General features: G+C 71.7%; 17 protein-coding genes and 2 tRNA genes. 8 read left to right on the forward strand and 11 right to left on the reverse strand.

Going from position 1 to position 21,188, the window contains the following annotated elements; all coding sequences use genetic code 11:
* Window positions 1–123 precede the first annotated feature (123 nt).
* Window positions 124–339 (reverse strand): hypothetical protein, encoded by a 216-nt coding sequence (locus tag AB0I83_RS23970; RefSeq protein ID WP_356534810.1) that lies wholly within the window; start codon window positions 337–339, stop codon window positions 124–126.
* A 324-nt stretch (window positions 340–663) separates the two neighbouring features.
* On the opposite strand from AB0I83_RS23970, the gene AB0I83_RS23975 reads away from it, so the two are divergent.
* The 5 genes from AB0I83_RS23975 (at window position 664) to AB0I83_RS23995 (ending at window position 6,181) form a co-directional block, all read left to right on the forward strand.
* On the forward strand, window positions 664–1,176 hold the full coding sequence (locus tag AB0I83_RS23975; protein ID WP_356534808.1) for a MarR family winged helix-turn-helix transcriptional regulator: 513 nt from the start codon (window positions 664–666) through the stop codon (window positions 1,174–1,176).
* Window positions 1,177–1,199: 23 nt separating this feature from the next.
* Complete coding sequence (locus tag AB0I83_RS23980; RefSeq protein WP_363306063.1) at window positions 1,200–3,689, forward strand: MFS transporter; 2,490 nt, start codon at window positions 1,200–1,202, stop codon at window positions 3,687–3,689.
* 182 nt (window positions 3,690–3,871) lie between these two features.
* Complete coding sequence (locus AB0I83_RS23985) at window positions 3,872–4,687, forward strand: YceI family protein (protein WP_356534805.1); 816 nt, start codon at window positions 3,872–3,874, stop codon at window positions 4,685–4,687.
* 67 nt (window positions 4,688–4,754) lie between these two features.
* Entirely contained in the window at window positions 4,755–5,225 is a 471-nt protein-coding gene (locus AB0I83_RS23990) for a PPOX class F420-dependent oxidoreductase (protein WP_363306064.1), read from the forward strand.
* Window positions 5,226–5,233: 8 nt separating this feature from the next.
* Window positions 5,234–6,181, forward strand: a complete 948-nt coding sequence (locus tag AB0I83_RS23995; protein WP_363306065.1) for an NAD(P)-dependent oxidoreductase — start codon at window positions 5,234–5,236, stop codon at window positions 6,179–6,181.
* Window positions 6,182–6,193: 12 nt separating this feature from the next.
* Here AB0I83_RS23995 and AB0I83_RS24000 read toward each other — a convergent pair whose 3' ends face one another.
* The 8 genes from AB0I83_RS24000 to AB0I83_RS24035 all read right to left on the reverse strand — a co-directional run bounded on the left by AB0I83_RS24000 (window position 6,194) and on the right by AB0I83_RS24035 (window position 16,633).
* Complete coding sequence (locus tag AB0I83_RS24000) at window positions 6,194–6,967, reverse strand: TetR/AcrR family transcriptional regulator (RefSeq protein WP_363306066.1); 774 nt, start codon at window positions 6,965–6,967, stop codon at window positions 6,194–6,196.
* An 81-nt stretch (window positions 6,968–7,048) separates the two neighbouring features.
* The gene (locus AB0I83_RS24005; protein WP_363306067.1) at window positions 7,049–8,548 is read right to left on the reverse strand and encodes an MFS transporter; all 1,500 of its coding nucleotides are present in this window, start codon (window positions 8,546–8,548) and stop codon (window positions 7,049–7,051) included.
* Window positions 8,549–8,749: 201 nt separating this feature from the next.
* On the reverse strand, window positions 8,750–10,912 hold the full coding sequence (locus tag AB0I83_RS24010) for a glycosyltransferase family 39 protein (RefSeq protein ID WP_363306068.1): 2,163 nt from the start codon (window positions 10,910–10,912) through the stop codon (window positions 8,750–8,752).
* Entirely contained in the window at window positions 10,909–12,204 is a 1,296-nt protein-coding gene (locus AB0I83_RS24015) for a bifunctional glycosyltransferase family 2/GtrA family protein (RefSeq protein WP_363306070.1), read from the reverse strand. Before AB0I83_RS24015 ends, AB0I83_RS24010 begins: the two co-directional genes overlap by 4 nt.
* Window positions 12,205–12,230: 26 nt before the next feature.
* Window positions 12,231–13,883 carry a HAMP domain-containing sensor histidine kinase gene (locus AB0I83_RS24020; protein WP_363306071.1) on the reverse strand — a complete coding sequence of 551 codons (1,653 nt, stop codon included), beginning with the start codon at window positions 13,881–13,883 and terminating at the stop codon, window positions 12,231–12,233.
* Between the two features lie 64 nt (window positions 13,884–13,947).
* Window positions 13,948–14,685 (reverse strand): response regulator transcription factor, encoded by a 738-nt coding sequence (locus tag AB0I83_RS24025; RefSeq protein ID WP_363306072.1) that lies wholly within the window; start codon window positions 14,683–14,685, stop codon window positions 13,948–13,950.
* A gap of 111 nt (window positions 14,686–14,796) precedes the next feature.
* On the reverse strand, window positions 14,797–15,699 hold the full coding sequence (locus AB0I83_RS24030; RefSeq protein ID WP_363306073.1) for an amidohydrolase family protein: 903 nt from the start codon (window positions 15,697–15,699) through the stop codon (window positions 14,797–14,799).
* A gap of 46 nt (window positions 15,700–15,745) precedes the next feature.
* Entirely contained in the window at window positions 15,746–16,633 is an 888-nt protein-coding gene (locus AB0I83_RS24035) for a DUF2797 domain-containing protein (RefSeq protein WP_363306090.1), read from the reverse strand.
* Between the two features lie 268 nt (window positions 16,634–16,901).
* On the opposite strand from AB0I83_RS24035, the gene AB0I83_RS24040 reads away from it, so the two are divergent.
* From AB0I83_RS24040 to AB0I83_RS24050, 3 genes are all read left to right on the forward strand, one after another.
* Window positions 16,902–17,846: an RNA polymerase sigma-70 factor gene (locus AB0I83_RS24040; protein ID WP_356843262.1), complete on the forward strand. Its 945-nt coding sequence runs from the start codon at window positions 16,902–16,904 to the stop codon at window positions 17,844–17,846.
* 115 nt (window positions 17,847–17,961) lie between these two features.
* On the forward strand, window positions 17,962–19,158 hold the full coding sequence (locus tag AB0I83_RS24045; RefSeq protein WP_363306074.1) for an FAD-dependent oxidoreductase: 1,197 nt from the start codon (window positions 17,962–17,964) through the stop codon (window positions 19,156–19,158).
* A 174-nt stretch (window positions 19,159–19,332) separates the two neighbouring features.
* A complete protein-coding gene (locus AB0I83_RS24050; protein ID WP_363306075.1) occupies window positions 19,333–20,181 on the forward strand; it encodes a hypothetical protein in 849 nt (282 codons plus the stop codon).
* Between the two features lie 365 nt (window positions 20,182–20,546).
* Here AB0I83_RS24050 and AB0I83_RS24055 read toward each other — a convergent pair.
* A tRNA-Arg gene (locus AB0I83_RS24055) sits at window positions 20,547–20,619 on the reverse strand.
* 227 nt (window positions 20,620–20,846) lie between these two features.
* Window positions 20,847–20,937 (reverse strand) — tRNA-Ser (locus AB0I83_RS24060).
* Window positions 20,938–21,188 lie beyond the last annotated feature (251 nt).

Genomic DNA, 21,188 nt, shown 5'->3' on the forward strand with positions numbered 1-21,188 from the left:
GTGGGCGGTACGGGAGCGGCCGCGAACGATGGCGCGCACAGCGTGCGTGGACGCCGGGCGGGTCCGCGCGCCGCCCGCGTGACGGGCGGTGCGGAGAGCCCGCGGTGTCGGAGGAGGGGCAGGTCAGCCGAGCGCGAGCCAGGCGACCGCGCCGAGGACGAGGACGACCGCGACGACGACGGCGATCACCCCGGTCTTCGGGCCGGACGAGGTCGCGGCGGGCTGCTGCCTGCCCTGCGGCTCGCCGTCGTCGACAAACGCGCGGAACATCTGCGTGCTGCCCGCCGGGTCGTGAGTGCCCTCGGGGCCCGGCTGCGGGGCGTGGGGGTTATGTGCCATGGCCCAGGACCCTAGCGAACTCGGCACTTCCGCCCAACCCCCCAGGGCCCGGCGGGTGATGCCTCCTCTCCGCGCACACAGCCTGTCCGCCCGTCCACCAGGGCACTCCGCGCCACCTCCACAGGCCCGGGGCAGGGCTGCCTGTGACGAGGAACACACGCCCCGCACCCACCCCTGCCGTGCGCTGGGCGCTTGACCCGCCCGCTGCACAGGCTTTTGCGTTCCTTTACTTGTGCAAGCCCCTTTTCGTTTGCCTGCGGCAACCAACTGCTTCTATCGTTGCCCTAAGCAACAAGATGTCCCCGCGAGACGCATGGAGGGCCGGTGGCAGCACGGAGCCAGTACGAAGAACTGGCCCGGCAGCTCAGCGCCGTCGGAGCGGTCAAGCGGGGCCTCGCCCGCATCCTGCCCGCCGAGTGTCCCGGTGGCTCGGCCACCGTGCTGACGCTGCTGGCCAAGTACGGCGAGATGCGGATAACCCGGCTTGCCGAGCTCCTGGCCGTGAACATGTCGGTGACCAGCCGACATGTGACACACGCGGTCGAGAACGGCTGGATCGAGCGGTCTCCGGACCCGGCGGACAAGCGGTCCCGCATCCTGCGGCTGACCCCCGAGGGTGACGAGCTGCTCGACGAGCTGACACGGCGGACGACCGAGATGTTCGCCCACAACCTCATCGACTGGTCCGACGCAGAGGTCGGCCAGCTGAACACGTTGTTGTCCCGGCTGCGCGACAGTTTCTCCTGCCGCGGCCCCGGGGGCTGCGCCCCCGGCAGGCACAGCGGCGACTGCCGCACCGGGCACTCCGACGAGTCGCACACCCGTACACCCGTGTAACAGAAGCAAAGACAAGGAATTCAATGGCTACGACCACACCATCCGGTGTGCGGGGCGGCCACGCCAAGCACGGGGCCGTCGAAGCCCCCGCAGGCACGCCGATGACACACCGGCAGATCATGGAAGCGCTGGCAGGCCTGCTGCTCGGCATGTTCGTCGCGATCCTGTCGTCGACGGTCGTCTCCAACGCCCTGCCCGAGATCATCTCCGACCTCGGTGGCGGCCAGAGCGCCTACACCTGGGTCGTGACGGCCTCCCTGCTGGCCATGACGGCCACCACACCGCTGTGGGGCAAGCTCGCCGACCTGTTCAGCAAGAAGCTGCTGGTCCAGATAGCCCTGATCATCTACGTGGCCGGCTCGATAGTCGCCGGTCTGTCGACGAGCAGCGGCATGCTCATCGTCTGCCGTGTCGTGCAGGGGATCGGCGTCGGCGGTCTCTCCGCCCTCGCCCAGATCGTGATGGCCGCGATGATCTCCCCGCGCGAGCGCGGGCGCTACAGCGGCTACCTCGGCGCGGTGTTCGCCGTCGCCACCGTGGGCGGCCCGCTGCTCGGCGGTGTCATCACCGACACCAGCTGGATGGGCTGGCGCTGGTGCTTCTACGTGGGTGTGCCCTTCGCGGTGATCGCCCTGATCGTGCTCCAGAAGACCCTGAAGCTCCCCGTGGTCAAGCGCGAGGGAGTCAAGATCGACTGGTCCGGCGCGTTCTTCATCAGCGCGGCGGTCTCGCTGCTGCTGCTGTGGGTCACCTTCGCGGGCGACAAGTACGACTGGATCTCCTGGCAGACCTGGACGATGCTCGCGGGCACCGTCGTCCTCGCCGCGCTGTTCCTGCTGATCGAGTCCAAGGCTCGCGAGCCGATCATCCCGCTGCGCCTCTTCCGCAACCGCACGATCACACTGGCCTCCGCGGCCTCGCTGTTCGTCGGTATCGGCATGTTCGCGGGCACCGTCTTCTTCAGCCAGTACTTCCAGCTGGCACGGGACAAGTCGCCGACGATGTCGGGCGTCATGACGATCCCGATGATCGCCGGGCTCTTCCTGTCCTCGACCGTGTCGGGCCAGATCATCACCAAGACGGGCCGCTGGAAGGTCTGGCTGGTCAGCGGTGGCTTCCTGCTCACCGCGGGGCTCGGGCTGCTGGGCACCATCCGGTACGACACCGAGTACTGGCACATCGCGATCTTCATGTTCGTCATGGGTCTCGGTATCGGCATGATGATGCAGAACCTGGTGCTCGCCACGCAGAACCAGGTGGCGCCCTCCGACCTGGGTGCGGCCAGCTCCGTCGTGACGTTCTTCCGTTCCCTCGGCGGTGCGATCGGCGTCTCGGCGCTGGGTGCCGTCCTGGGCAACCGCGTCACCCAGTACGTCAAGGACGGCCTCGCCGACCTCGGACCCGAGGGCGCCGCGCTCGGCCACGGCGGAACCGGCGGCGGAGGCATCCCCGACCTGGACAAGCTCCCCGCGCCGTTCCGTACGGTCATGGAGGTCGCCTACGGCCACGGTGTCGCCGACGTCTTCCTGTACGCCGCACCCGCCGCGCTCGTCGCGTTCGTGCTGACGATCTTCATCAAGGAGGTCGCGCTGAAGACGAGGGCGGGCAACGACACCCCGGCCGAGGTGAGTGCGGCCGAGCCGGCCATGGCCATGGCCGACACCGCGCAGGTCTCCGAGGGAACGGCAGGGTTCGCCTCGCTCGGGACCTCCGCCGACGTGGCCCCCGCCGCCGAGACGACCGTCCAGGGCACGCCCGTACGCGGTGTGGTGCGCGGAGCCGAGGGCGCACCCGTCGCCCGGGCCGCCGTCACGCTGATCTCGCTGGGCGGCCGGCAGCTGGGGCGCTCCGTCGCCCAGGCCGACGGCGGCTACGTCCTGGACGCGCCGGGCTCCGGCAGCTACGTCCTGATCGCGTCCGCCGACGGCTTCCAGCCCCAGGCGTCCACCGTGGTCGTCGGCGACGAGGCCGTCGCGTTCGACATCCTGCTCGCCGGGACGAGCGGTCTCTCCGGGACCGTACGGACCTCCGAGGGCGGCGTGCCCGTCCAGGGCGCCATGGTGGTCGTGACCGATGTGCGCGGCGACGTGCTGGCCACGGGCGTCTCGGGTGAGACCGGTGAGTTCACCTTCGGTGAGCTGATCCCCGGCTCGGTCACCGTCGCCGTCACGGCCGCGGGCTACCGTCCGCTGGCCCTGCCGGTGGACGTCGGCGGCCAGGGTGTCACCCGGGTCGACGCGGCCCTGCGGTCCGGTGCGCTGGTGCGCGGTGTCGTCAGGGCCGGCTCCGGCCGGGCACCTCTGAACGACGCCCGGGTCACTCTCATCGACGCGGCGGGCAACGTCGTCGCCACCTCGACGACCGGGGAGGACGGCGCGTACGCCTTCACCGACCTGGACGCCGGTGAGTACTCCGTGATCGCAACCGGCTACCCGCCGGCCGCGGGCGCGCTGACCGTGACCGGCGGCGGCGTCGACGGCCACGACATCGAGCTCGCCCACCCGGGCGAGTAACACACGGAAGATCCACAAAGACCTCTGGCGGAACAGCACTTCGAGCGGAGAGGCTGAACCGCCGGCGGAAAAGGGCCTCGTGGCGGGACCGGCAGGCAGGGGACGGCCTGCCGGTCCCGCCCGAGGCCCGACTCATCTGAGTCGCTGCGTCACGAGTGATTCGAGCAAGGAGAGAAAACGGGATGGGACTTCGCGCACAGGTACGCACGCGGGACGGCTGGGCGGTCCAGCACGCGATCGTGACGGTGACCGACATGACGGGCACCCAGGTGCTCCGCGCGGCCGCCGACGAGAACGGGGCCGTCCGCACCGAAGACCTCCTGCAGGCCGGCGCGTACACGGTGATCGTCACGGCGGTCGGTTACGCCCCCGCGGCGTCCACCGCACTCGTCACGGCCAGCGGCCGCGTCGAGGCCGGCACCGTGGTGCTGGCCAGGCAGGGCGGCGTGGAACTGCCGCCTCCGGGCACCTGGTCGCTGGACCCGGTGCACTCGTCGGTGGCCGCGGTCGCGCAGCACCTGGGGATCTCCAGCGTGCACGGCAGGTTCACCGAGTTCGGCGGGCGCATCGAGATCGCCGAGGACGTCCAGCGGTCCCGGGTCGACGCCTTCATCGCCTCCACCAGCATCGACACGGGCAACTCCATGCGCGACAAGCACCTGCGCTCGGCGGACTTCCTGGACGTGGAGGCGTTCCCCGAGATCACCTACAGGTCCCGAGCGCTGACCCCGGCGGGGCCCGACCGCTGGACGGTGAGCGGCGTACTCACGATGCACGGCGTCGCCCGTGACGTCGAGCTGGACCTCAGCTACCTGGGCACCGGACCGGACCCGTGGGGCGGTATCCGGGCGGCCTTCCACGCCACGGCGGAGCTGCGCCGCGACGACTTCGCCATGAACTACAACCAGGTGCTGCAGGCCGGGATCTCCGCGATCGGCACGACCCTGCGCGTGGAACTCGACATCCAGGCGGTCCAGGGCGAGTCGGTCCCGGCATAGGCACGACGGCCGCGAGGGCTGCTTGGGCGACCCGGGGGCTGTCCCGAAAGCCCTTAGGGTTGGCCGTATGGCACCGAACATCGCGACCAACACCGCCGTGGAACTCGCGGAACTGCTGGACTTCGTGCGGCCCAGGCACCGGGCGATCCTGCTGACCACCCGGTCCGACGGCCGCCCCCAGGGGTCCCCTCTCACCTGCGGCGTCGACGGCGAGGGCCGGATCGTCGTGTCGACCTACCCCGAACGGGCCAAGACCCGTAACGCCAAGCGGGACGAGCGGGTGAGCGTCATCGTCCTGTCGGACGAGTGGGACGGCCCGTGGGTCCAGATCGACGGCTCGGCCGAGGTGATCGACTCCCCGGAATCCGTCGAGCCCCTCGTCGAGTACTTCCGCAGCATCTCCGGGGAGCACCCGGACTGGGACGAGTACCGCGCGGCGATGGTCAAGCAGGGGAAGTCCATCATCCGGATCACCCCCGAGCGCTGGAGCCCGGTCGCCACCGGGGGCTTCCCCGCCCACCTGGCCGGCGGCGGCTGACCGCAGGCATGAGGGTGCCCGCTCCCGGCCCGCTGTCCCGGGCCCGCCTGCTGACCTCGCCGTCCCTCGGCCCTTCGGTGGTCCGCGAGCTGGAGCGGATCACCGGCCGCCCGGCCGGGGCGGCGGACGCCGTCGCACCGGACGGCCCCTTCGTGTACGTCGGGGACGTCCTGCCCGAGGCGCTGCGGTCCCCGCGCCTGCTGTGGTTCCACAGCGTCAACGCGGGGACGGACGCCTTGCTGGCCGCCGGGCCCTGGCCCGAACACGCCCTGCTGACCAGGACGGTCGGCCGGATGGGCGAGCGGATCGCGCAGTACACGCTGGGCTGGATCCTCGCCGAGTGCCAGTCCGTGGCGGAACACGTCGGCCAGCACGCCCGCGCGCGGTGGCAGCGCCTCCCGTCCGAGCTCCTCGCCGGGCGGACGGCCGTCGTCCACGGCACCGGGCACATCGGCTCCGCCGTCGCGGGGCTCCTCGGGGCCTGCGGGCTGCGCACGGTGGGCGTCGGGCGCACCCCGCGTGCCGTACCGGCGGGCTTCGACCGGGTGGTCCTGGCCGGATCCGACGAGGAGGCCGCCGCCCTGGCGGACGCCCGCTGGGTGGTGTCCACCCTGCCCCTGACCGGCGCCACGGAGCGCTTCTTCGGCGCCGCGAGGTTCACCGCGATGCGGGGCGCGGGTTTCGTCAACGTGGGCCGGGGCGCGACCGTGGACATGGCGGCCCTGGAGGACGCGCTGCGCAGCGGGGCGGTGAGCCGGGCCGTGCTCGACGTGCTGCCCGACGAGCCCGCCGGGCCGGGCGACCCCGCCTGGCGGCTGCCGCGCACGGTGATCACGTCGCACTCGTCCGGCATCACCGCAGACGAGGACGTCGTCAACGACTTCGCGGCCTGCTGGGAGGCCGTCGCCGAAGGGCGCGCGCCCGCGCTGACCGTGGACATCCGGCGGGGCTACTGAGGCCCGGAGGCACTACGGGCGGCGCACTCCTCGCTCGCACATCACGTCGATGCCCGCGATCAGGAGGTCCAGCGCGAACGCGAAGTCCCGCTCGCGCTTCTCCTCCACCGTGCCCCCGCCGCGCGCGTCCATCATGCTCTCGGAGTACCGCATCGCCCGGTCGAGCTCCGGATCGGCGCGGATCGTGCCCATCGCCCGCTCGACGTACTCGTCCTGGCTGAGCCCGGCCTCCACGGTGCGCTGCACGAAGTGGCCCTCGGTGCTGCCGAATCCGTAGACGAACTGGAAGACGGCCGCCATCGCGCCCGGCTGCCGCCCGAGGGGGAGCCCGGTGGCCCGGACGACGTCCTGGACGGCGTACGAGAACAGCATCGAGTGCGGGCCGATGTTCAGGAAGCTGCCGATGAGTGCCGACACCCAGGGGTGGCGGACCAGCAACTTGCGGTAGCTGGTGGCCAGTTCGCGCAGCCGGGCGCGCCAGTCGGTGTCCTCCCGGGTGGCCGGGATCTCGCCGAAGACCGTGTCCAGGGCGAGCTCCAGCAGGTCGTCCTTGGTGTCGACGTACCAGTAGAGGGACATCGCCGTGACGTCGAGCTCGGCCGCGAGACGCCGCATGGAGAACTTCGCGAGGCCGTCCGCGTCGAGCAGCCGGACGCTCGTCGCCGTGATCCTGTCCCGGTCCAGGCCGGCCGGCTGATCCGCCCTCCGGGTGCGCGAAGGCGTCCGCCGGTCCAGCCAGACACTGACCCGCGACGGGTTCTTCTCACGGTCTGCCGCGGACCCCATGACGCACGCTCCCTCGTCTTCCGGTGACGCTCCCCGCCTGCCGGCACCCCCGTCCGATGCTATGCCCGTCACCTGGGATGTTCAGCCCCTCCCGGTACGCTCCGCCCTCCGGAGCAGGGCCGCGGCGAGCAGCCCGCCCGCCAGGACCGCCGCGGCGCCCGCCAGTTGGCTGGTCTCCAGGCCCGAGGCGAAGGCGTCCGTGACGCGCTGCCGGTCCGCCGTGCCGTCCGCCGCCGCCAGCGCCGCGGGGAGCGAGGCCGCCCCGGCCGCGGCCGGCACGAGCGCGGCGAACCGGGAGTTGAGTACGGCGCCGAGCACCGCGACCCCGAGGCCGTTGCCGAACTCGGCGAGCATGCCGTTGACGCCGGCACCCACGCCCGCCCTCTCCGGCGGGATGGCGCTCATGATCGCGTTGGCCATGGCGGGCATGGCGAGCGCGATGCCCGCGCCCATGACGACCAGCCCGAGCAGCATCCCGCCGTATCCGCGGCCCGCCAGCAGCGCGATGGCCCCGAGTCCCGCGGACAGCAGGAACATCCCGGTGGCGATGGTCGCGGGCGTCCCCATCCTCGGGACCAGCCGGGCACCGAGGCCGGTGAGGTTGAGCAGGACGACGGTGAGGGCGAGCGGGGCCGTGCGCAGCCCGGCCTCCAACGGCTCGTAGCCGAGCACGAACTGCAGGTGCTGGGTCAGCAGGAAGAGCGATCCGGTCATCCCGAAGGCGACGAGCACGGCACCGGCCACCGCCCCGGTGAACCTCCTGTCCCGGAAGAAGCGCATGTCCAGCATCGGGTACGGGACGTGCAGCTCCCAGAGCACGAACCCGGTGAGGACGGCGGCCCCGGTGAAGGCGGTCAGCAGGACCTGCCCGGAGCCCCAGCCGTGCTCCGGGCCGGAGATGATCGCGTAGACGACGGCGGTCATACCGAGGGTGGAGAGCAGCGCACCGACCAGGTCGGGACGGTCGCCCCGGGGGTTCTTCGACTCCGGGACGAGCCTGAGGACCGCGACCAGGCCGATCACCGCCACCGGGATGTTGACCAGGAAGATCGCGCCCCACCAGAAGTGGTTCAGCATCGCCCCGCCGATCAGCGGACCCGCGGCGAATCCCAGGGAACTGACGGTGGACCAGATACCGATCGCCTTGACGCGCTCGGTGTCGTCGAAGATCTGGACCACGACCGCGAGGGTGGTCGTGATCAGCAGCGCCCCTCCGACGCCCATGCCGGCGCGGGCGGCGATGAGCTGCCCGGAGGTCTGCGCGAGCCCTGCCACGAGTGACCCGACCCCGAACAGCGCCAGCCCCGCGACCAGCATCTTCCTGCGCCCGTAACGGTCGGAGGCGCTGCCCGCGGTGAGCAGCAGGCCGGACTGGACGAGCGAGTAGGCGTTGATCATCCACTGCACGTCGGCGGTGGAGGCGTGGAGTTCGGCGGTGAGCGAGGGGATCGCGACGTTCAGGACGGTGTTGTCGAGGAGCACGGTGAGCTGGGCGAGGCAGATGACGCCGAGGATCAGCCAGCGCTGCGCGTGGGGGCCCCGGGGGGCGAGGTCGTTCTGCTCGGCGGCGGTCGCCGTCATGCGGACTCCTGGTTCCGGTGTGCACGGTTCCTTGTACGGTGTACAGGGAGGGGTGTTGTACACCGTAAGGGAGTCCCTGTACGCCGTACAAGTCCTTTGCGTGCGAGCGGGGCCGCGCCGACGGGTACGAGGAACGGGCGGTGGCCCGGGGCGCTCGCCCCGGGCCACCGCCCGTCTCTCCACTTCTCCGGGCAGCAGCCCTCAGCTGTCGCTCTTCGGCCGGGTCAGGTCGTAGAAGGTCGCGCTGCCGGCCGTGACCTCCGTGAAGTTCTCCTCCACCCACGCCGAGATCCGGGACGAGGTGCCGTCGCCGCCCATGCCCCCTCCGGAGCCGCCGGAGACGAGGTAGTGGATCCTGCCGTCCGCCACGTACTCCTTGAACCGGGCGAGCGTGGGGGACGGGTCGCTGCCGTTGAATCCGCCGATCGCCATCACCGGGTCCCCGGTGGCGAGCTGGTAACTCGCGGCGTTCTGCGAACCGATGGCCGCGGCCGTCCAGGTGTAGGCGTCGGCGTTCTGCTTCAGGAGGGCCTCGGCCTCGCTGTCGACGGACGCGCCGTTGAGCAGACCGCCCATCCCGCCGCCGCCCATGCCGCCTTCGCCCGCGCCGCCACCGGGCATACCGCCCGTACCGCCGCCGGGGCCCTGGCCCTGCCCGCCCTGCTGACCGCCCTGGCCCTGACCCGGCATCCCGCCGCCCGGGAAGCCTCCACCCCGCTGGTTGCCCTGGCCGTCGCCCTGCGCCGGACCGCCCTGCGCGTTGCCCTGCCCGGGGGGCCGCATCCCACCGTCGCCACCGGGCCCGCCGCCCCGGCCGCCCCCGGGACCGCCCATGCCCGCGCCCGACGGTCCCGCCGTGACGATCGAACCCTGGTGCCCGGTGTTCAGCGTGCTGATCGTGTACGCCGCCGGCCCGGCGAGCGAGGCCGCGAGGCCCAGGCCCGCCACGCCGAGGACCAGTGCCCGCCCCAGTCGTGCGGCGAGCAGCAGCCCGGCCGCGGCCGACAGGCCGCCGATCAGGACGGCCCAGCGCAGCCACGGGAGGTAGTCCGGCGTACGGCCCAGCAGGACGTACGACCAGACGGCCGTCACGGCGACGGTCGCGCCGAGTGCTGCGCCCGCCCACCACCGGCCCCGCTCCTCCCAGAGGAGCGCCGCGCCCATGCCGGTCAGCGCCGCGATGGAGGGCGCCAGGGCGACGGTGTAGTACTGGTGGAAGATCCCGGCCATGAAGCTGAAGACCAGGGCGGTCATCAGCAGCGACCCGCCCCAGGCGAGGAACGCCGCGCGGGCCGTGTCGGTCCGCTTCGCCCGCCAGGTCAGCCAGACACCGGCTGCCAGCAGGATCAGAGCGGCGGGCAGCAGCCACGAGACCTGGCCGCCGATCTCGGAGTCGAACATCCTGCCGATGCCGGTCTCACCCCAGCCGCCGCCCTGGCCTCCGCCGCCACCGACGCTGCCGGTCTCCTCGCCGTTGATCCGGCCGAGCCCGTTGTACCCGAAGGTGAGTTCCAGGAAGGAGTTGTTCTGCGAACCCCCGATGTACGGGCGCGAGGAGGCGGGCCACAGCTCGACGATCGCCACCCACCAGCCGCCGGAGACGGCCGTCGCCAGTGCGGCCAGGCCCAGCTGACCGAACCGCTTCCGTACGGACACCGGCGCGGACACCGCGTACAGCACGGCCAGTGGCGGGAGGACCAGGAACGCCTGCAGGGTCTTCGACAGGAACGCGAGACCCACCGCGACACCGGCCCACACCAGCCACTTCGTCCGGCCGCCCTCCATCGCGCGCAGCACGCAGTAGACGGTGACGGTCATCAGGAGCGCGAGCAGCGCGTCCGGGTTGTTGAAGCGGAACATCAGGGCGGCGACCGGGGTGAGCGCGAAGACCGCCATCGTGACCAGCCCGGCGGCCGCGCTGAAACGGCGGCGTACGGCCGCGTACAGGACACCGGCCGTGGCGACGCCCATCAGCACCTGGGGCGCGAGGATCGCCCAGGAGCTCAGACCGAAGACGCGCACCGACAGGGCCATCGGCCAGAGGGTGGCCGGGGGCTTGTCGACCGTGATGGCGTTCGCGGAGTCCAGCGATCCGAAGAAGAAGGCCTTCCAGCTCTGGCTGCCGGCCTGAACGGCCGCCGAGTAGAAGGAGTTGGCGTAGCCCAAGGCGCCGAGGTCCCACAGGTAGGCGAGCCCGATGACCACCAGCAGGCCGAGGAAGGCCGGCCGCGCCCAGCGCGGGTCCTCGGGCCTGCCCCGGTGGACGCGCCGCCACAGCGGCTCCGCCCGGTGCGCGGCCTGAGCGGTCGGCGTCGGTGTACCGGGCGGGGCCGGTACGTGGCCGGAGTGCGTGGCGGCGGTCATCGTGCGTTCCTCAGTTCGTGTGCGGACCCCTCGACGGCGTCCTGGGTGTCGGTGCGCCGGTCGGGGAAGACCCAGGCGCGGAAGAGCAGGAACCGCAGCACCGTCGCCGCGAGGTTGGCCGCGACCAGCACGGCGAGTTCCGTGCCGTGCGACGCGGAACCGGACGCGGTGCCCAGCGCGGCGAGCGAACCGCTGGTGAGCGCCAGCCCGATCGCGAAGACGACGAGTCCCTGCGCCTGGTGACGCACCGCGCCGCGCCGTCCGCGGACCCCGAAGGTGAGCCTCCGGTTGGCCGCCGTGTTGGCGACGGCGGACACCAGCAGAGCCGCTCCGTTGGCGAGTTGCGGGCCGACGCCCAACCGGAAGAGGGAGTACAGGGCGAGGTAGACCAGCGTGGAGAGCGCGCCGACGACGCAGAAGCCGACCAGTTGCCCGGCCAGTCCGCGCGGCACACCGGCCACGGCCCGGTCGCGCGGGTCGTCCCCGAAGGGCCGTGCCAACCGGTCCAGCGGAAGCGCTCCGGTCGCCAGCGCACGGCCCACCCGCCAGACCCCCTTGAGGTCCTCGGTCGCGGTCCGCACGATGTGCACGGTGGACTCGGGGTCGTCGACCCAGTCGACCGGCACCTCGTGGATGCGCAGCCCGGCCCGCTCGGCGAGCACCAGCATCTCCGTGTCGAAGAACCAGCCGGTGTCCTCGACCATCGGCAGCAGCCGCTGCGCGACCTCGCGGCGTATGGCCTTGAAGCCGCACTGCGCGTCACTGAACCCGGCGGCCAGGGAGGAGCGCAGGATGAGGTTGTACGCCCGCGAGATGAACTCCCGCTTCGAGCCCCGCACGACCCGCGAGCTACGGGCCAGCCGCGAGCCGATGGCCAGGTCGGAGTGGCCGGAGATCAGCGGGGCGACGAGCGGGAGCAGGGCGTTGAGGTCCGTCGAGAGGTCGACGTCCATGTAGGCGAGGACCGGGGAGTCCGAGTGGGACCACACGGTCCGCAGCGCCCGGCCCCGGCCCTTCTCCTCCAGCCGGTACGACCGCACCTCCGGGATCAGGGCCGCGAGCTCGGCCGCGACCTGTGGCGTCCGGTCGGTGCTCGCGTTGTCCGCGACCGTGATCCGGAAGCCGTAGGGGAAGGTACGCGCCAGATGGTCGTGCAGGCGCAGCACACACGTTTCGAGGTCCTTCTCCTCGTTGTACACGGGGATCACTACGTCGAGTACGGGGGCGCCGACCGCCGCGGCCAGGAGGTGTTCCCGGGTCGGCAGGGTGCTCCAGGGAGTGTCGGTTCGCATGACACAGACACTCGCCAACCCCGCTGTCACGTAGGTGTGCTGAGCCTGTGGTCCGGCTGTGAGTGCGTCACGGGGGCGTACGGGAAGTGGCCGGCGCCCTCGCGGAGCGCTGCTCCGGAGCCGTTCACCGGGTCTCCCCCGTCCTCCCCGACTCCCCGGTCCTCCGCGCCGGCCGGCAGGTGGACGGCGAACACCGTGTTCCCCGGCACCGAGCGCACCTCGGCGACCCCGCTGTGCGCGGCGACGACCGCCTGCACGATGGCGAGGCCGAGCCCCGTCGACCCGGCGTGGCGTGAGCGCGAGGCGTCACCGCGCGCGAAGCGTTCGAAGACCCGTGGCCGCAGCTCGGCGGGGATCCCCGGCCCGTCGTCCTGGACCTCCAGGGTCACCCAGGGCACCTGCCGGCGCGCTTGGCGCACGCGCACCGTGACAGTGGTCCCGGGCGGCGTGTGCGTGCGCGCGTTCGCCAGCAGGTTGACCAGCACCTGCTGGATCCTGGTCGGATCGGCGAGCACCGTCGCGGGCGCCTCGGGCAGCTCCAACCGCCAGTGGTGGGTGGCCGCCGAAGCACCGTCGGACGTCCGGTCCGCGACGCGTGCGTCGCTCACGGCGTCGATGACCAGGGGTGAGAGATCGGTGCTCTCGTACGTGAGCGGCCGTCCGGCGTCGAGACGGGCCAGCAGCAGCAGGTCCTCGACCATGCCCGTCATCCGTTCCGCCTCGGACTCGATGCGCCCAAGGGCGTGCCGGGTGTCGGGCCCGACGTCCTCGCGTCCGCGCCGCGTCAGCTCGGCGTACCCCCGGATCGAGGCGAGCGGCGTACGCAACTCGTGGCTGGCGTCCGCGACGAACTGCCGGACCCGTGTCTCGCTCTTCTGCCGCGCGTCCAGGGCCGAACCGACGTGTCCGAGCATCCGGTTGAGAGCCGCGCCGACCTGGCCGACCTCGGTACGCGGATCGGCCTCGGCACCCGGGACCCGCTCGAACAGGGCGACCTCACCGCTGTGCAGCGGGAGTTCGGACACCCGCGTCGCGGTGGCGGCAACCCTGCGCAGCGGGCGCAGGGCGACACCGACCACGGCGGCGCCGGCGATCCCCGCGGCGATGAGACCGGCCCCGGTGACGCAGACCTCGACGAGGATCAGGGTCGTGACGGCCTTGTCCACCTCGGCCGTCGGGATGCCGACGAGGAAGGAGGTACCGCCGCTCGACGGGACGCCCTGGACGCGGTAGCTGCCGAGCCCGGGGAGGTCGACGTCATGGGCGCCGCCGCCCGTGGACACCCCGGCGGCCTCCAGCGCCCGCTCCTGCGCGTCGGTCAGCTCCTCGGTGCCCTGTCGGGCGTCCGGGCCCTTCGACACCTTCGAGGCGGTGACGGAACCGTCGGCGACCACGGCACCGAACGTGTTGAACGGGCCGCCCCTGCCGACGAAGTCCAGCGGGTCCGGGTTCTCCGGGCCGCCCGGAGTGATCTTGTCGCTGCCCGGCGGACGCGCCTGGGCCACTCTGGTGATGTCGTGCAGCTGGTCGTCCAGCTTCCCGTACATGTAGCTCCGGAAGGCGATCGCGGTGACCGAACCGATCACCGCGGCGACGACCGCGATGAGCGCCACCGCGTACACGACGAGCCGGGTCCGCAGCGTCCAGGGACGCCTCTCGGACCGCCGCCTCCCGCTCACGGGACTGTTCGCGGGACCGCTCACCGGGCCGCCCACAGGACCGCTCATGGGGCTGCTCACGGGCCTACTCACCGGGCTTGATCAGGTATCCCGCCCCGCGCCGGGTGTGGATCATGGGGGTACGCCCCGCGTCGATCTTCTTGCGCAGGTAGGAGATGTAGAGCTCGACGACGTTCGCCTGGCCGCCGAAGTCGTAGTTCCAGACCCGGTCCAGTATCTGCGCCTTGCTCAGCACCCGGCGCGGATTGCGCATCAGGAAGCGCAGCAGCTCGAACTCGGTCGCCGTGAGATGGATCGAGGTGTCGCCCCGGCTCACCTCGTGGCTGTCCTCGTCCAGCACCAGGTCGCCGACCGCGAGGGTCGACTCGCTGCGGACCGAGGCCGTACCTGAGCGGCGGATCAGCCCGCGCAGCCGCGCCACGACCTCCTCCAGGCTGAACGGCTTGGTGACGTAGTCGTCGCCGCCCGCCGTCAGCCCCGCGATCCGGTCCTCCACCGCGTCGCGCGCGGTCAGGAACAGCACCGGCACGTCGGAGAGCTCGCGCCGCAACCGGCCGAGCACGGCGAGCCCGTCCATGTCGGGCAGCATCACATCGAGGATCACCGCGTCGGGCCTGAAGTCGCGCGCCGTCCGGACGGCCCCCGCACCGTCCCCCGCACTGCGCACCTCCCACCCCTCGTAGCGGAGCGCCATGGAGAGCAGCTCGGCCAGCGGGGCCTCGTCGTCCACGACCAGGACGCGGACGGGGCTGCGGTCCGGCCTGAGCAGTTCGGTACGCCCCTGGGGCGAGGTCGTCGTCATGGCCCAAGCCTGTGAGACGGCCGTGAGAGGGACCTTTCGCCCAGCTGTGAATTTCCTGAGAAACGCCTCGGCGGCCCCGCCCCTCAACCGGCCCGGCGGCCCGCTCGCCCCTCAGCCGGCCCGGCGGAACAGGGCGTCCGCGTTCCCGTGGCAGACCGCCCGCAGCCAGTCGTCGCCCAGCCCCAGCCGCTCCAGGGCATGCAGTTGGTGGACGTACGGATACGGGATGTTCGGGAAGTCCGTGCCGAGAAGGATCCGGTCACCCAGATCCGCCAGCCGCCCGCGCTCCACCGCCGGGAACGGTGAGAAGGCCTCGGTGAAGTCCGTGAACGCCATGGTCGTGTCGAGCCGCACCTCCGGGTACGCCACCGCAAGATCGAGGAACTCCGTGTACTCCGGCATACCCATGTGCGCCACCACCAGCCGCAGCCGGGGATGACGGGCCAGCAGCCGGGCGACCGGACCTGGCCCGGTGTACGCGCCCGGCGCGGGCCCGGAACCGCAGTGCGTCACCACCGGCACACCCGCTTCCGCCAGCAGCCCCCACACGGGATCCAGCAGCGGATCGTTGGGGTCGTACGCGCCCACCTGGAGGTGCGACTTGAACACGCGCGCCCCCGACTCGACCGCTTCACGCACATAGGCCTCGGCGTCCTCCTCCGGGAAGAAGGTCGCGGTGCGCAGGCAGTCGGGCACCTCGGCCGCGAACCCGGCCGCCCAGTCGTTCAGCCAGGACGCCATCCCCGGCTTGTGCGGGTAGAGCATCGAGGTGAACCCGACCACGCCGAACGAACGCAGCAGGCCGAGGCGTTCGTCCTCGTCCTGCCGATAGGTGATCGGCCACTCCAGACCGGTCAGCGGGCCCGCCGAGTCGAAGTACGCCCAGACCTTGCGCAGCACCCGCTCCGGCATGAAGTGCGTGTGCACGTCGATGATCCCGGGCAGCCCGAGTCGCTGCCAGAAACGCAGTACGTCATCACGGTCACGGCCACGGTCACGCTCGTCGCTGCTCATCCGCCCCACCTGCCTCGTACGCCCGGACACGATCCCGGCGACGATCTCAGAACAGGCCGTCCTGCACACCACCACCCCCCACGGACAAGGCCGGTACGCTCACCTCCGCCCGCGCGTCCGCGGCGACCAGGTCCCAGCCGGTGATGAGCCGGGTGTCCAGGACGACGACGCCGTCGGCCACGGTCCCCAGGTGCAGATCGGGCCCGGCAGCCGCGACCAGCCGGCCCGCCACCACTCCTCCGTCCGCGAGACCGGTCACCACCCGCGCCACGGGCCCGGCACCGTCGAGCCCGAACACCCCGGCGTGATCTACCGCTTCGAACGGCAGCCGCTCCAGAGCCTCCGGCCAGCCGGCCCCCTCCAGTTCGGCCGCCCGCCCGTACAGCCCCTCGATCTCGGCGGCACGCTCCGCCGGCCCCGGCAACCCGCACCGCACCGCGCGCTTGCGCGCGTACGGGATCCGGTCGGGCACCCCGAGCGCCGAGCGCAGCAGCTCCTCCGTGCGCCGTGCGGCCATCAGGGGGCCGCGACCCAGCCAGCTGAAGACCACGGCCCCCTGCTCACGCAACCGCGCCGCGCCGCGGGCCTCCCCGGTGATCCCGACCTTGACCATTCCCGGCCCGAACCAGGCGAGGTAGACGCGGTACGTCCGCGGGTCGTCGGCGATCGTGTCGGCCGCCACCGAGTGCGCCCGGTCCAGCCGCGCGCACTCCGCGCACCGCGCCCCCGTGCTCCGTACCGGCACGGCGACCGCCGACGGGCAGGCGTGACCGCGCGCCCCCACGCAGTGCCGCTCGCCCCGGGCCCGGAAGCCGAGTTCCGTCCCGTACGCCAGGGCACTCGTCCGCCCCCGCCCGGCGCCGTCTCCCCGCGCCCACCCGAGCACGGGAGTGCCCGCCGGCCAGCTCAGCCCGGTACACCGCCATCCGCTCATGGCACTCCTGGTCGGCTCGTTCGGGTGGGTCCCGTCCGGATCGGTCCCGTCCGGATCGGTCCCGTACAGGCGGGTCTCGTAGAGGCAGGTCTCGCAGGCGGGTGCGGACACGGGTCGAGAACGCAGGGCGCCTCGGACGTCCTCGTCCCGGGACCCATTGTCCCTCCCGCCCCCGCAGAACCGCGTCGGCCGGTGGCACGAGCGGACGGCGGTCCGTCCAGCGCGGACCCGGGCCCTGGCGCCCCGCGGGGGAGCTAATATCCGGGCCATGGCTCTGCCCATGAACGACATGGACCGGTTCCAGGCCGCGATGCCCCGCCTCCACGCCATCGCCTACCGCCTGCTCGGCTCCGCGAGCGATGCCGAGGACGCCGTACAGGACACGTTCCTGCGCTGGCAGGCCGCGGACATCGAGCGCATCGAGGTCCCCGAGGCCTGGCTGACGAAGGTCCTCACCAACCTGTGCCTCAACCAGCTCACCTCGGCCCGCGCCCGGCGCGAGACCTACGTGGGCCAGTGGCTTCCCGAACCGCTGCTGGCCGGTGACCCGATGCTCGGCCCGGCCGACACGGTGGAACAGCGCGAATCCGTGTCATACGCGGTCCTCACCCTCATGGAGCGCCTCTCCCCCAACGAGCGGGTGGTGTACGTGCTGCGGGAGGCCTTCGACTACCCGCACCGGAGGACCGCGGAGATCCTCGACATCAGCGAGGCCGCCTGCCAGCAGATCTTCCACCGCGCCAAGAAGCACCTCGCGGACGGCAGGACCCGCACCGAGATCGACCAGGACGCCGCCCGGCGGATCGTCGAGGAGTTCCTCGCGGCCGCCACCAGCGGCCGGACCGAGCCACTCGTACGACTCCTCACCGACGACGCCGTCGCGATCGGCGACGGTGGCGGAAAGGTCCCGGCCCGCACCAAGCCGTTCGAGGGCGCCCTCGCGGTCGCGAGGTTCATGCGGGGCCTGTTCAAGCCCGGCAAGGCCAAGCGCGCCATCGTCGGCGGCTCCCCCGGGGTCTACGCCACGACCGCGAACAACACCCCCGCCCTCGTGGTGGTCCTCGACGACCGGGTCATCGGCGTCATGTGCCTGGAGATCACCTCCGAGGGCATCGCCGCGTTCCGCAACCAGGCCAACCCCGACAAGCTCGAACGCGCCACCCGGCAATGGGCGGCCGACGACCACGGGGAACCCCTGCTCATCGCCTTCTGACCCCGTCCCGGACGTGCGACCCGGGGCGATGTGAGGTGCTTCACATCGCCCCCCTGTCAGGAATCGGCGGGCTGCCCGGTTCAAGTGGCGAACCCACGCGAGACAGGAGCAGGAAATGAAGCACCGCATCGTCGTCCTCGGAGCCGGATACGCCGGAGCCGTCGCCGCGGGCCGCCTCGCCAGGCGACTGCGCCGCGAGGACGTGTCCATCACCCTCGTCAACACCGAACCCGACTTCGTCGAGCGCGTCCGGATGCACCAACTGGCGGTCGGCCAGGAGCTCGCGCCACGGCCCTTCGGCAAGATGTTCGCCGGCACCGGCGTCGTCCTGAGACTCGCGGAGGTCACCGGTGTCGACGTCGGTCGCAGGACCGTCGCCGTCACCGACGCGAACGGCGCCGAGGAACTGGCTTACGACAGCCTCGTGTACGCCCTCGGCAGCGGCTGGAACACCCAGGGCGTATCCGGCACCGCCGAGCACGCCCACGAGATCGCCGGCCGCCCCGGGGCGTTCCGGCTGCGCGAGCGCCTGACCGGCCTGGACGCCGGACAGACCGTGGTCGTCGTCGGCGGCGGCCTCACGGGTGTGGAGGCCGCGACCGAGATCGCCGAGGCCCGCCCGGAACTCGACGTCGCCCTCCTCGCACGCGGCGAACTCGGCGACTGGCTCTCGCCCAAGGGCCGCGGGCACGTACGCAGGGTGTTCGACAGGCTCGGCATCACGGTGCTCGAACAGACCACCGTCGCCGGAGTCGAGGCCGACCACGTCGTGACCGGGACAGGCAGGTCCGTGCCGGCCGCGGTGACCGTGTGGACCACCGGCTTCGCGGTCCACCCGATCGCGAAGGCCACCACCCTGGAGGTCACCGGCACGGGGCGGATCCTGGTCGACGCGACCATGCGCTCGGTCTCGCACGCGGACGTGTACGCCATCGGCGACGCGGCCATGGCCACGGGCGCCGGCGGCAAACCGCTGCGGATGTCGTGCGCCTCGGGCGTCCCCGCCGCCTGGCGGGCGGCCGACGCCATCGCGGCGCGACTGACCGGCGGAAAGGTCCCGACCGCGCCGCTCCGCTACTTCAACCAGTGCGTCTCACTGGGCCGCGGGGAAGGCCTGATCCAGTACGTCACCGCCGACGACCGCGCGCTCCCGGCCGCCCTGACCGGACGCCTCGCCGCGTTCTACAAGGAACTGGTCTGCAAGGGCGCGGCCTGGGGCGTCGCCAACCCGACCCTCGGAATGCCGACCCGACGCCGTCGCATCACCCAGGAGCCGGCGGTGGAAGGCCCGGCCGTCGAAGCGTCGGCCTGACGCGACCCGAACCGAATCGCTGTCGCGTCCTGTCGACTGAACCGATCACCGGGAAGGGGCCGTTGTGACGGACAAGGGGTGAGGCGACATGCGCGGACTTCCGCCGGCGCGCGGCGGAAACGCCGGCAGCCGCACGCCCAGGGCAACAGCACATCATCAGAAGGGTGACGACCTGTGAGTGATGAATACAACTCCGACCTGGCGTACGGATCCCCATCCTCCGATTCGTCCGGTGACAGCCACGTCGGGCAGGTGGGCGAAATCGCCTTCGTCGCCAGTCAGGACATCCGACGAATGCGTGAGGTTGCCACGTACATCGCCCGCGTGGATGAGAGGGTCCCCAGTTTCCGGGAGGCCCGCGAGGCTGCCGGCCCCATCTCCGTGCGGTTCGGCCGTGCCGAGGGAGGTGGCATCGGGCATTGGGATCCGGCGCACCGGACCGTCGTCATCAATCCGCACCACCGGGATACAAGAGGGGAGCGGAGCAGCCGCCTCATGGGAACCGCTGTGTTCGAGATCCTCAACGCCGGGTCGGAGGGCCTGCGCACGGCGTGGGAAGACCATGCCCGCGCGGGCGACATCGAACTCTGGGCCGCACAGGAAGGGATAACCCCCGGGCAGTACTACGGGCGTGCCATGGAGCAGCTCGAGTTCGGCAACGTCCAGCATCACCGGCAGATCATGGCCGACCTGGGCAGGACGAACTCACGCGCGAACATGTTCTCGGGCCTGCCCCGGGATTTCGGCTCCTACTACAGACTTCAGCAACGGAGCTCCGACGGAAGACCCTCGCACGTCCATTCCTACGAGGTCTACTACAACGTCCTGCGCCCCGGGCCGATAGTTCAACCCGGTGCCGCACAGCAGTACACACCCCAGCAGACGCCCTCGGCGCAGAACGATTCGAACGGCTTCGGTAACACCGGAACCCAAGGCCGTGCCGACGAGGCCGCCTCCGAGACCACCAACCGCCGAAGGACGCATTCCTCTCGACAACACAGGAATCAAGGTCGTAGACACTGAGGGGTTCCCGACGCTGCCGTCCCTGCCTGCCGCCGAGGAGTGCAGGCCAAGGCCGTCCCGGCCACCCCGCGTCCCCGAACCACACCGCGGCCGGCCGGGGCACCCCCTCGACCCGCCCTGACGCAGCCAGGACCGCCACCAGGGCGTTGGCAGGACGCGACGGGAGCCGGACCCCTCCGGCAGAGCCTCCCGGCAGCCCGGTATCGGATCACCCAGGCATCGGCACGCTCCGGCCCCATGCTCCGCGTCGGTCGACGCGGAGCATGGGGCGCTCCGGAAAGGGGCGCCCCAGCGAGCGGAGCGTTGATGTCACCCGCTCATGTCGAAGGCCCCCTGGACGATGTCCAGGGGGCCTTCTATCTGTGTGCACTCGGCAGGATTCGAACCTGCAACCTTCTGATCCGTAGTCAGATGCTCTATCCGTTAAGCTACGAGTGCGTGGTCGCCGTGTTGACCGGTGACCTTGCCTCCCAGGTTTTCTCCCTGGTCGGCGTTGCGGGAACAACATTACATGACCTGCGCCGTCACGCGAAATCCATTAGTCACATCGCACCTGACCTGCGAAAACGCCGTTCTGGAGCTGTTTTCGCGACCGCCCCCACCCCCGCCCGGGTCCTGGAGACGACCGAAGCCCCGTGCCAGGGGCACGGGGCTTCGGGATCTTGCGGAGGCGGAGGGATTTGAACCCTCGATGGGCTTTAAGACCCAAACCGCATTAGCAGTGCGGCGCCATAGACCGGACTAGGCGACGCCTCCAGCACACCCCGCGCGAGCGCGGATGGTGCGTGCAGATGATGACACATTCGAGTGCGGTGCCACCAATCGCCGCTCACGCTACTAGGCGGGCCGGTCGTGAGGCAAAGCGCTTCGGGAGGGTGTTGCGGCCCGTAGGCAGGGGCGGCGGTGCGGCCGGCAGGTCGGGGCGGCCGGCCCGTAGGCAGGGGCGGCGGTGCGGCCGGCAGGTCGGGGCGGCCGGCCCGTGGTCCGGACAGTCCTGTCCGCGGGCC

The sequence above is a fragment of the Streptomyces sp. NPDC049970 genome (genome assembly GCF_040660235.1).
Taxonomy (GTDB): domain Bacteria; phylum Actinomycetota; class Actinomycetes; order Streptomycetales; family Streptomycetaceae; genus Streptomyces.

What these genes read in the sequence shown, in the direction of transcription:
- AB0I83_RS23985 (WP_356534805.1), top strand. Translation starts at nt 3,872, where the DNA reads ATGGGACTTCGCGCACAGGTACGCACGCGGGACGGCTGGGCGGTCCAG.
- AB0I83_RS24035 (WP_363306090.1), bottom strand. Translation starts at nt 16,633, where the DNA reads ATGAGCGGATGGCGGTGTACCGGGCTGAGCTGGCCGGCGGGCACTCCC.
- AB0I83_RS23990 (WP_363306064.1), top strand. Translation starts at nt 4,755, where the DNA reads ATGGCACCGAACATCGCGACCAACACCGCCGTGGAACTCGCGGAACTG.
- AB0I83_RS23995 (WP_363306065.1), top strand. Translation starts at nt 5,234, where the DNA reads ATGAGGGTGCCCGCTCCCGGCCCGCTGTCCCGGGCCCGCCTGCTGACC.
- AB0I83_RS24010 (WP_363306068.1), bottom strand. Translation starts at nt 10,912, where the DNA reads ATGACCGCCGCCACGCACTCCGGCCACGTACCGGCCCCGCCCGGTACA.
- AB0I83_RS23980 (WP_363306063.1), top strand. Translation starts at nt 1,200, where the DNA reads ATGGCTACGACCACACCATCCGGTGTGCGGGGCGGCCACGCCAAGCAC.
- AB0I83_RS24030 (WP_363306073.1), bottom strand. Translation starts at nt 15,699, where the DNA reads ATGAGCAGCGACGAGCGTGACCGTGGCCGTGACCGTGATGACGTACTG.
- AB0I83_RS24015 (WP_363306070.1), bottom strand. Translation starts at nt 12,204, where the DNA reads ATGCGAACCGACACTCCCTGGAGCACCCTGCCGACCCGGGAACACCTC.
- AB0I83_RS24025 (WP_363306072.1), bottom strand. Translation starts at nt 14,685, where the DNA reads ATGACGACGACCTCGCCCCAGGGGCGTACCGAACTGCTCAGGCCGGAC.
- AB0I83_RS23970 (WP_356534810.1), bottom strand. Translation starts at nt 339, where the DNA reads ATGGCACATAACCCCCACGCCCCGCAGCCGGGCCCCGAGGGCACTCAC.
- AB0I83_RS24000 (WP_363306066.1), bottom strand. Translation starts at nt 6,967, where the DNA reads ATGGGGTCCGCGGCAGACCGTGAGAAGAACCCGTCGCGGGTCAGTGTC.
- AB0I83_RS24005 (WP_363306067.1), bottom strand. Translation starts at nt 8,548, where the DNA reads ATGACGGCGACCGCCGCCGAGCAGAACGACCTCGCCCCCCGGGGCCCC.
- AB0I83_RS24045 (WP_363306074.1), top strand. Translation starts at nt 17,962, where the DNA reads ATGAAGCACCGCATCGTCGTCCTCGGAGCCGGATACGCCGGAGCCGTC.
- AB0I83_RS24040 (WP_356843262.1), top strand. Translation starts at nt 16,902, where the DNA reads ATGGCTCTGCCCATGAACGACATGGACCGGTTCCAGGCCGCGATGCCC.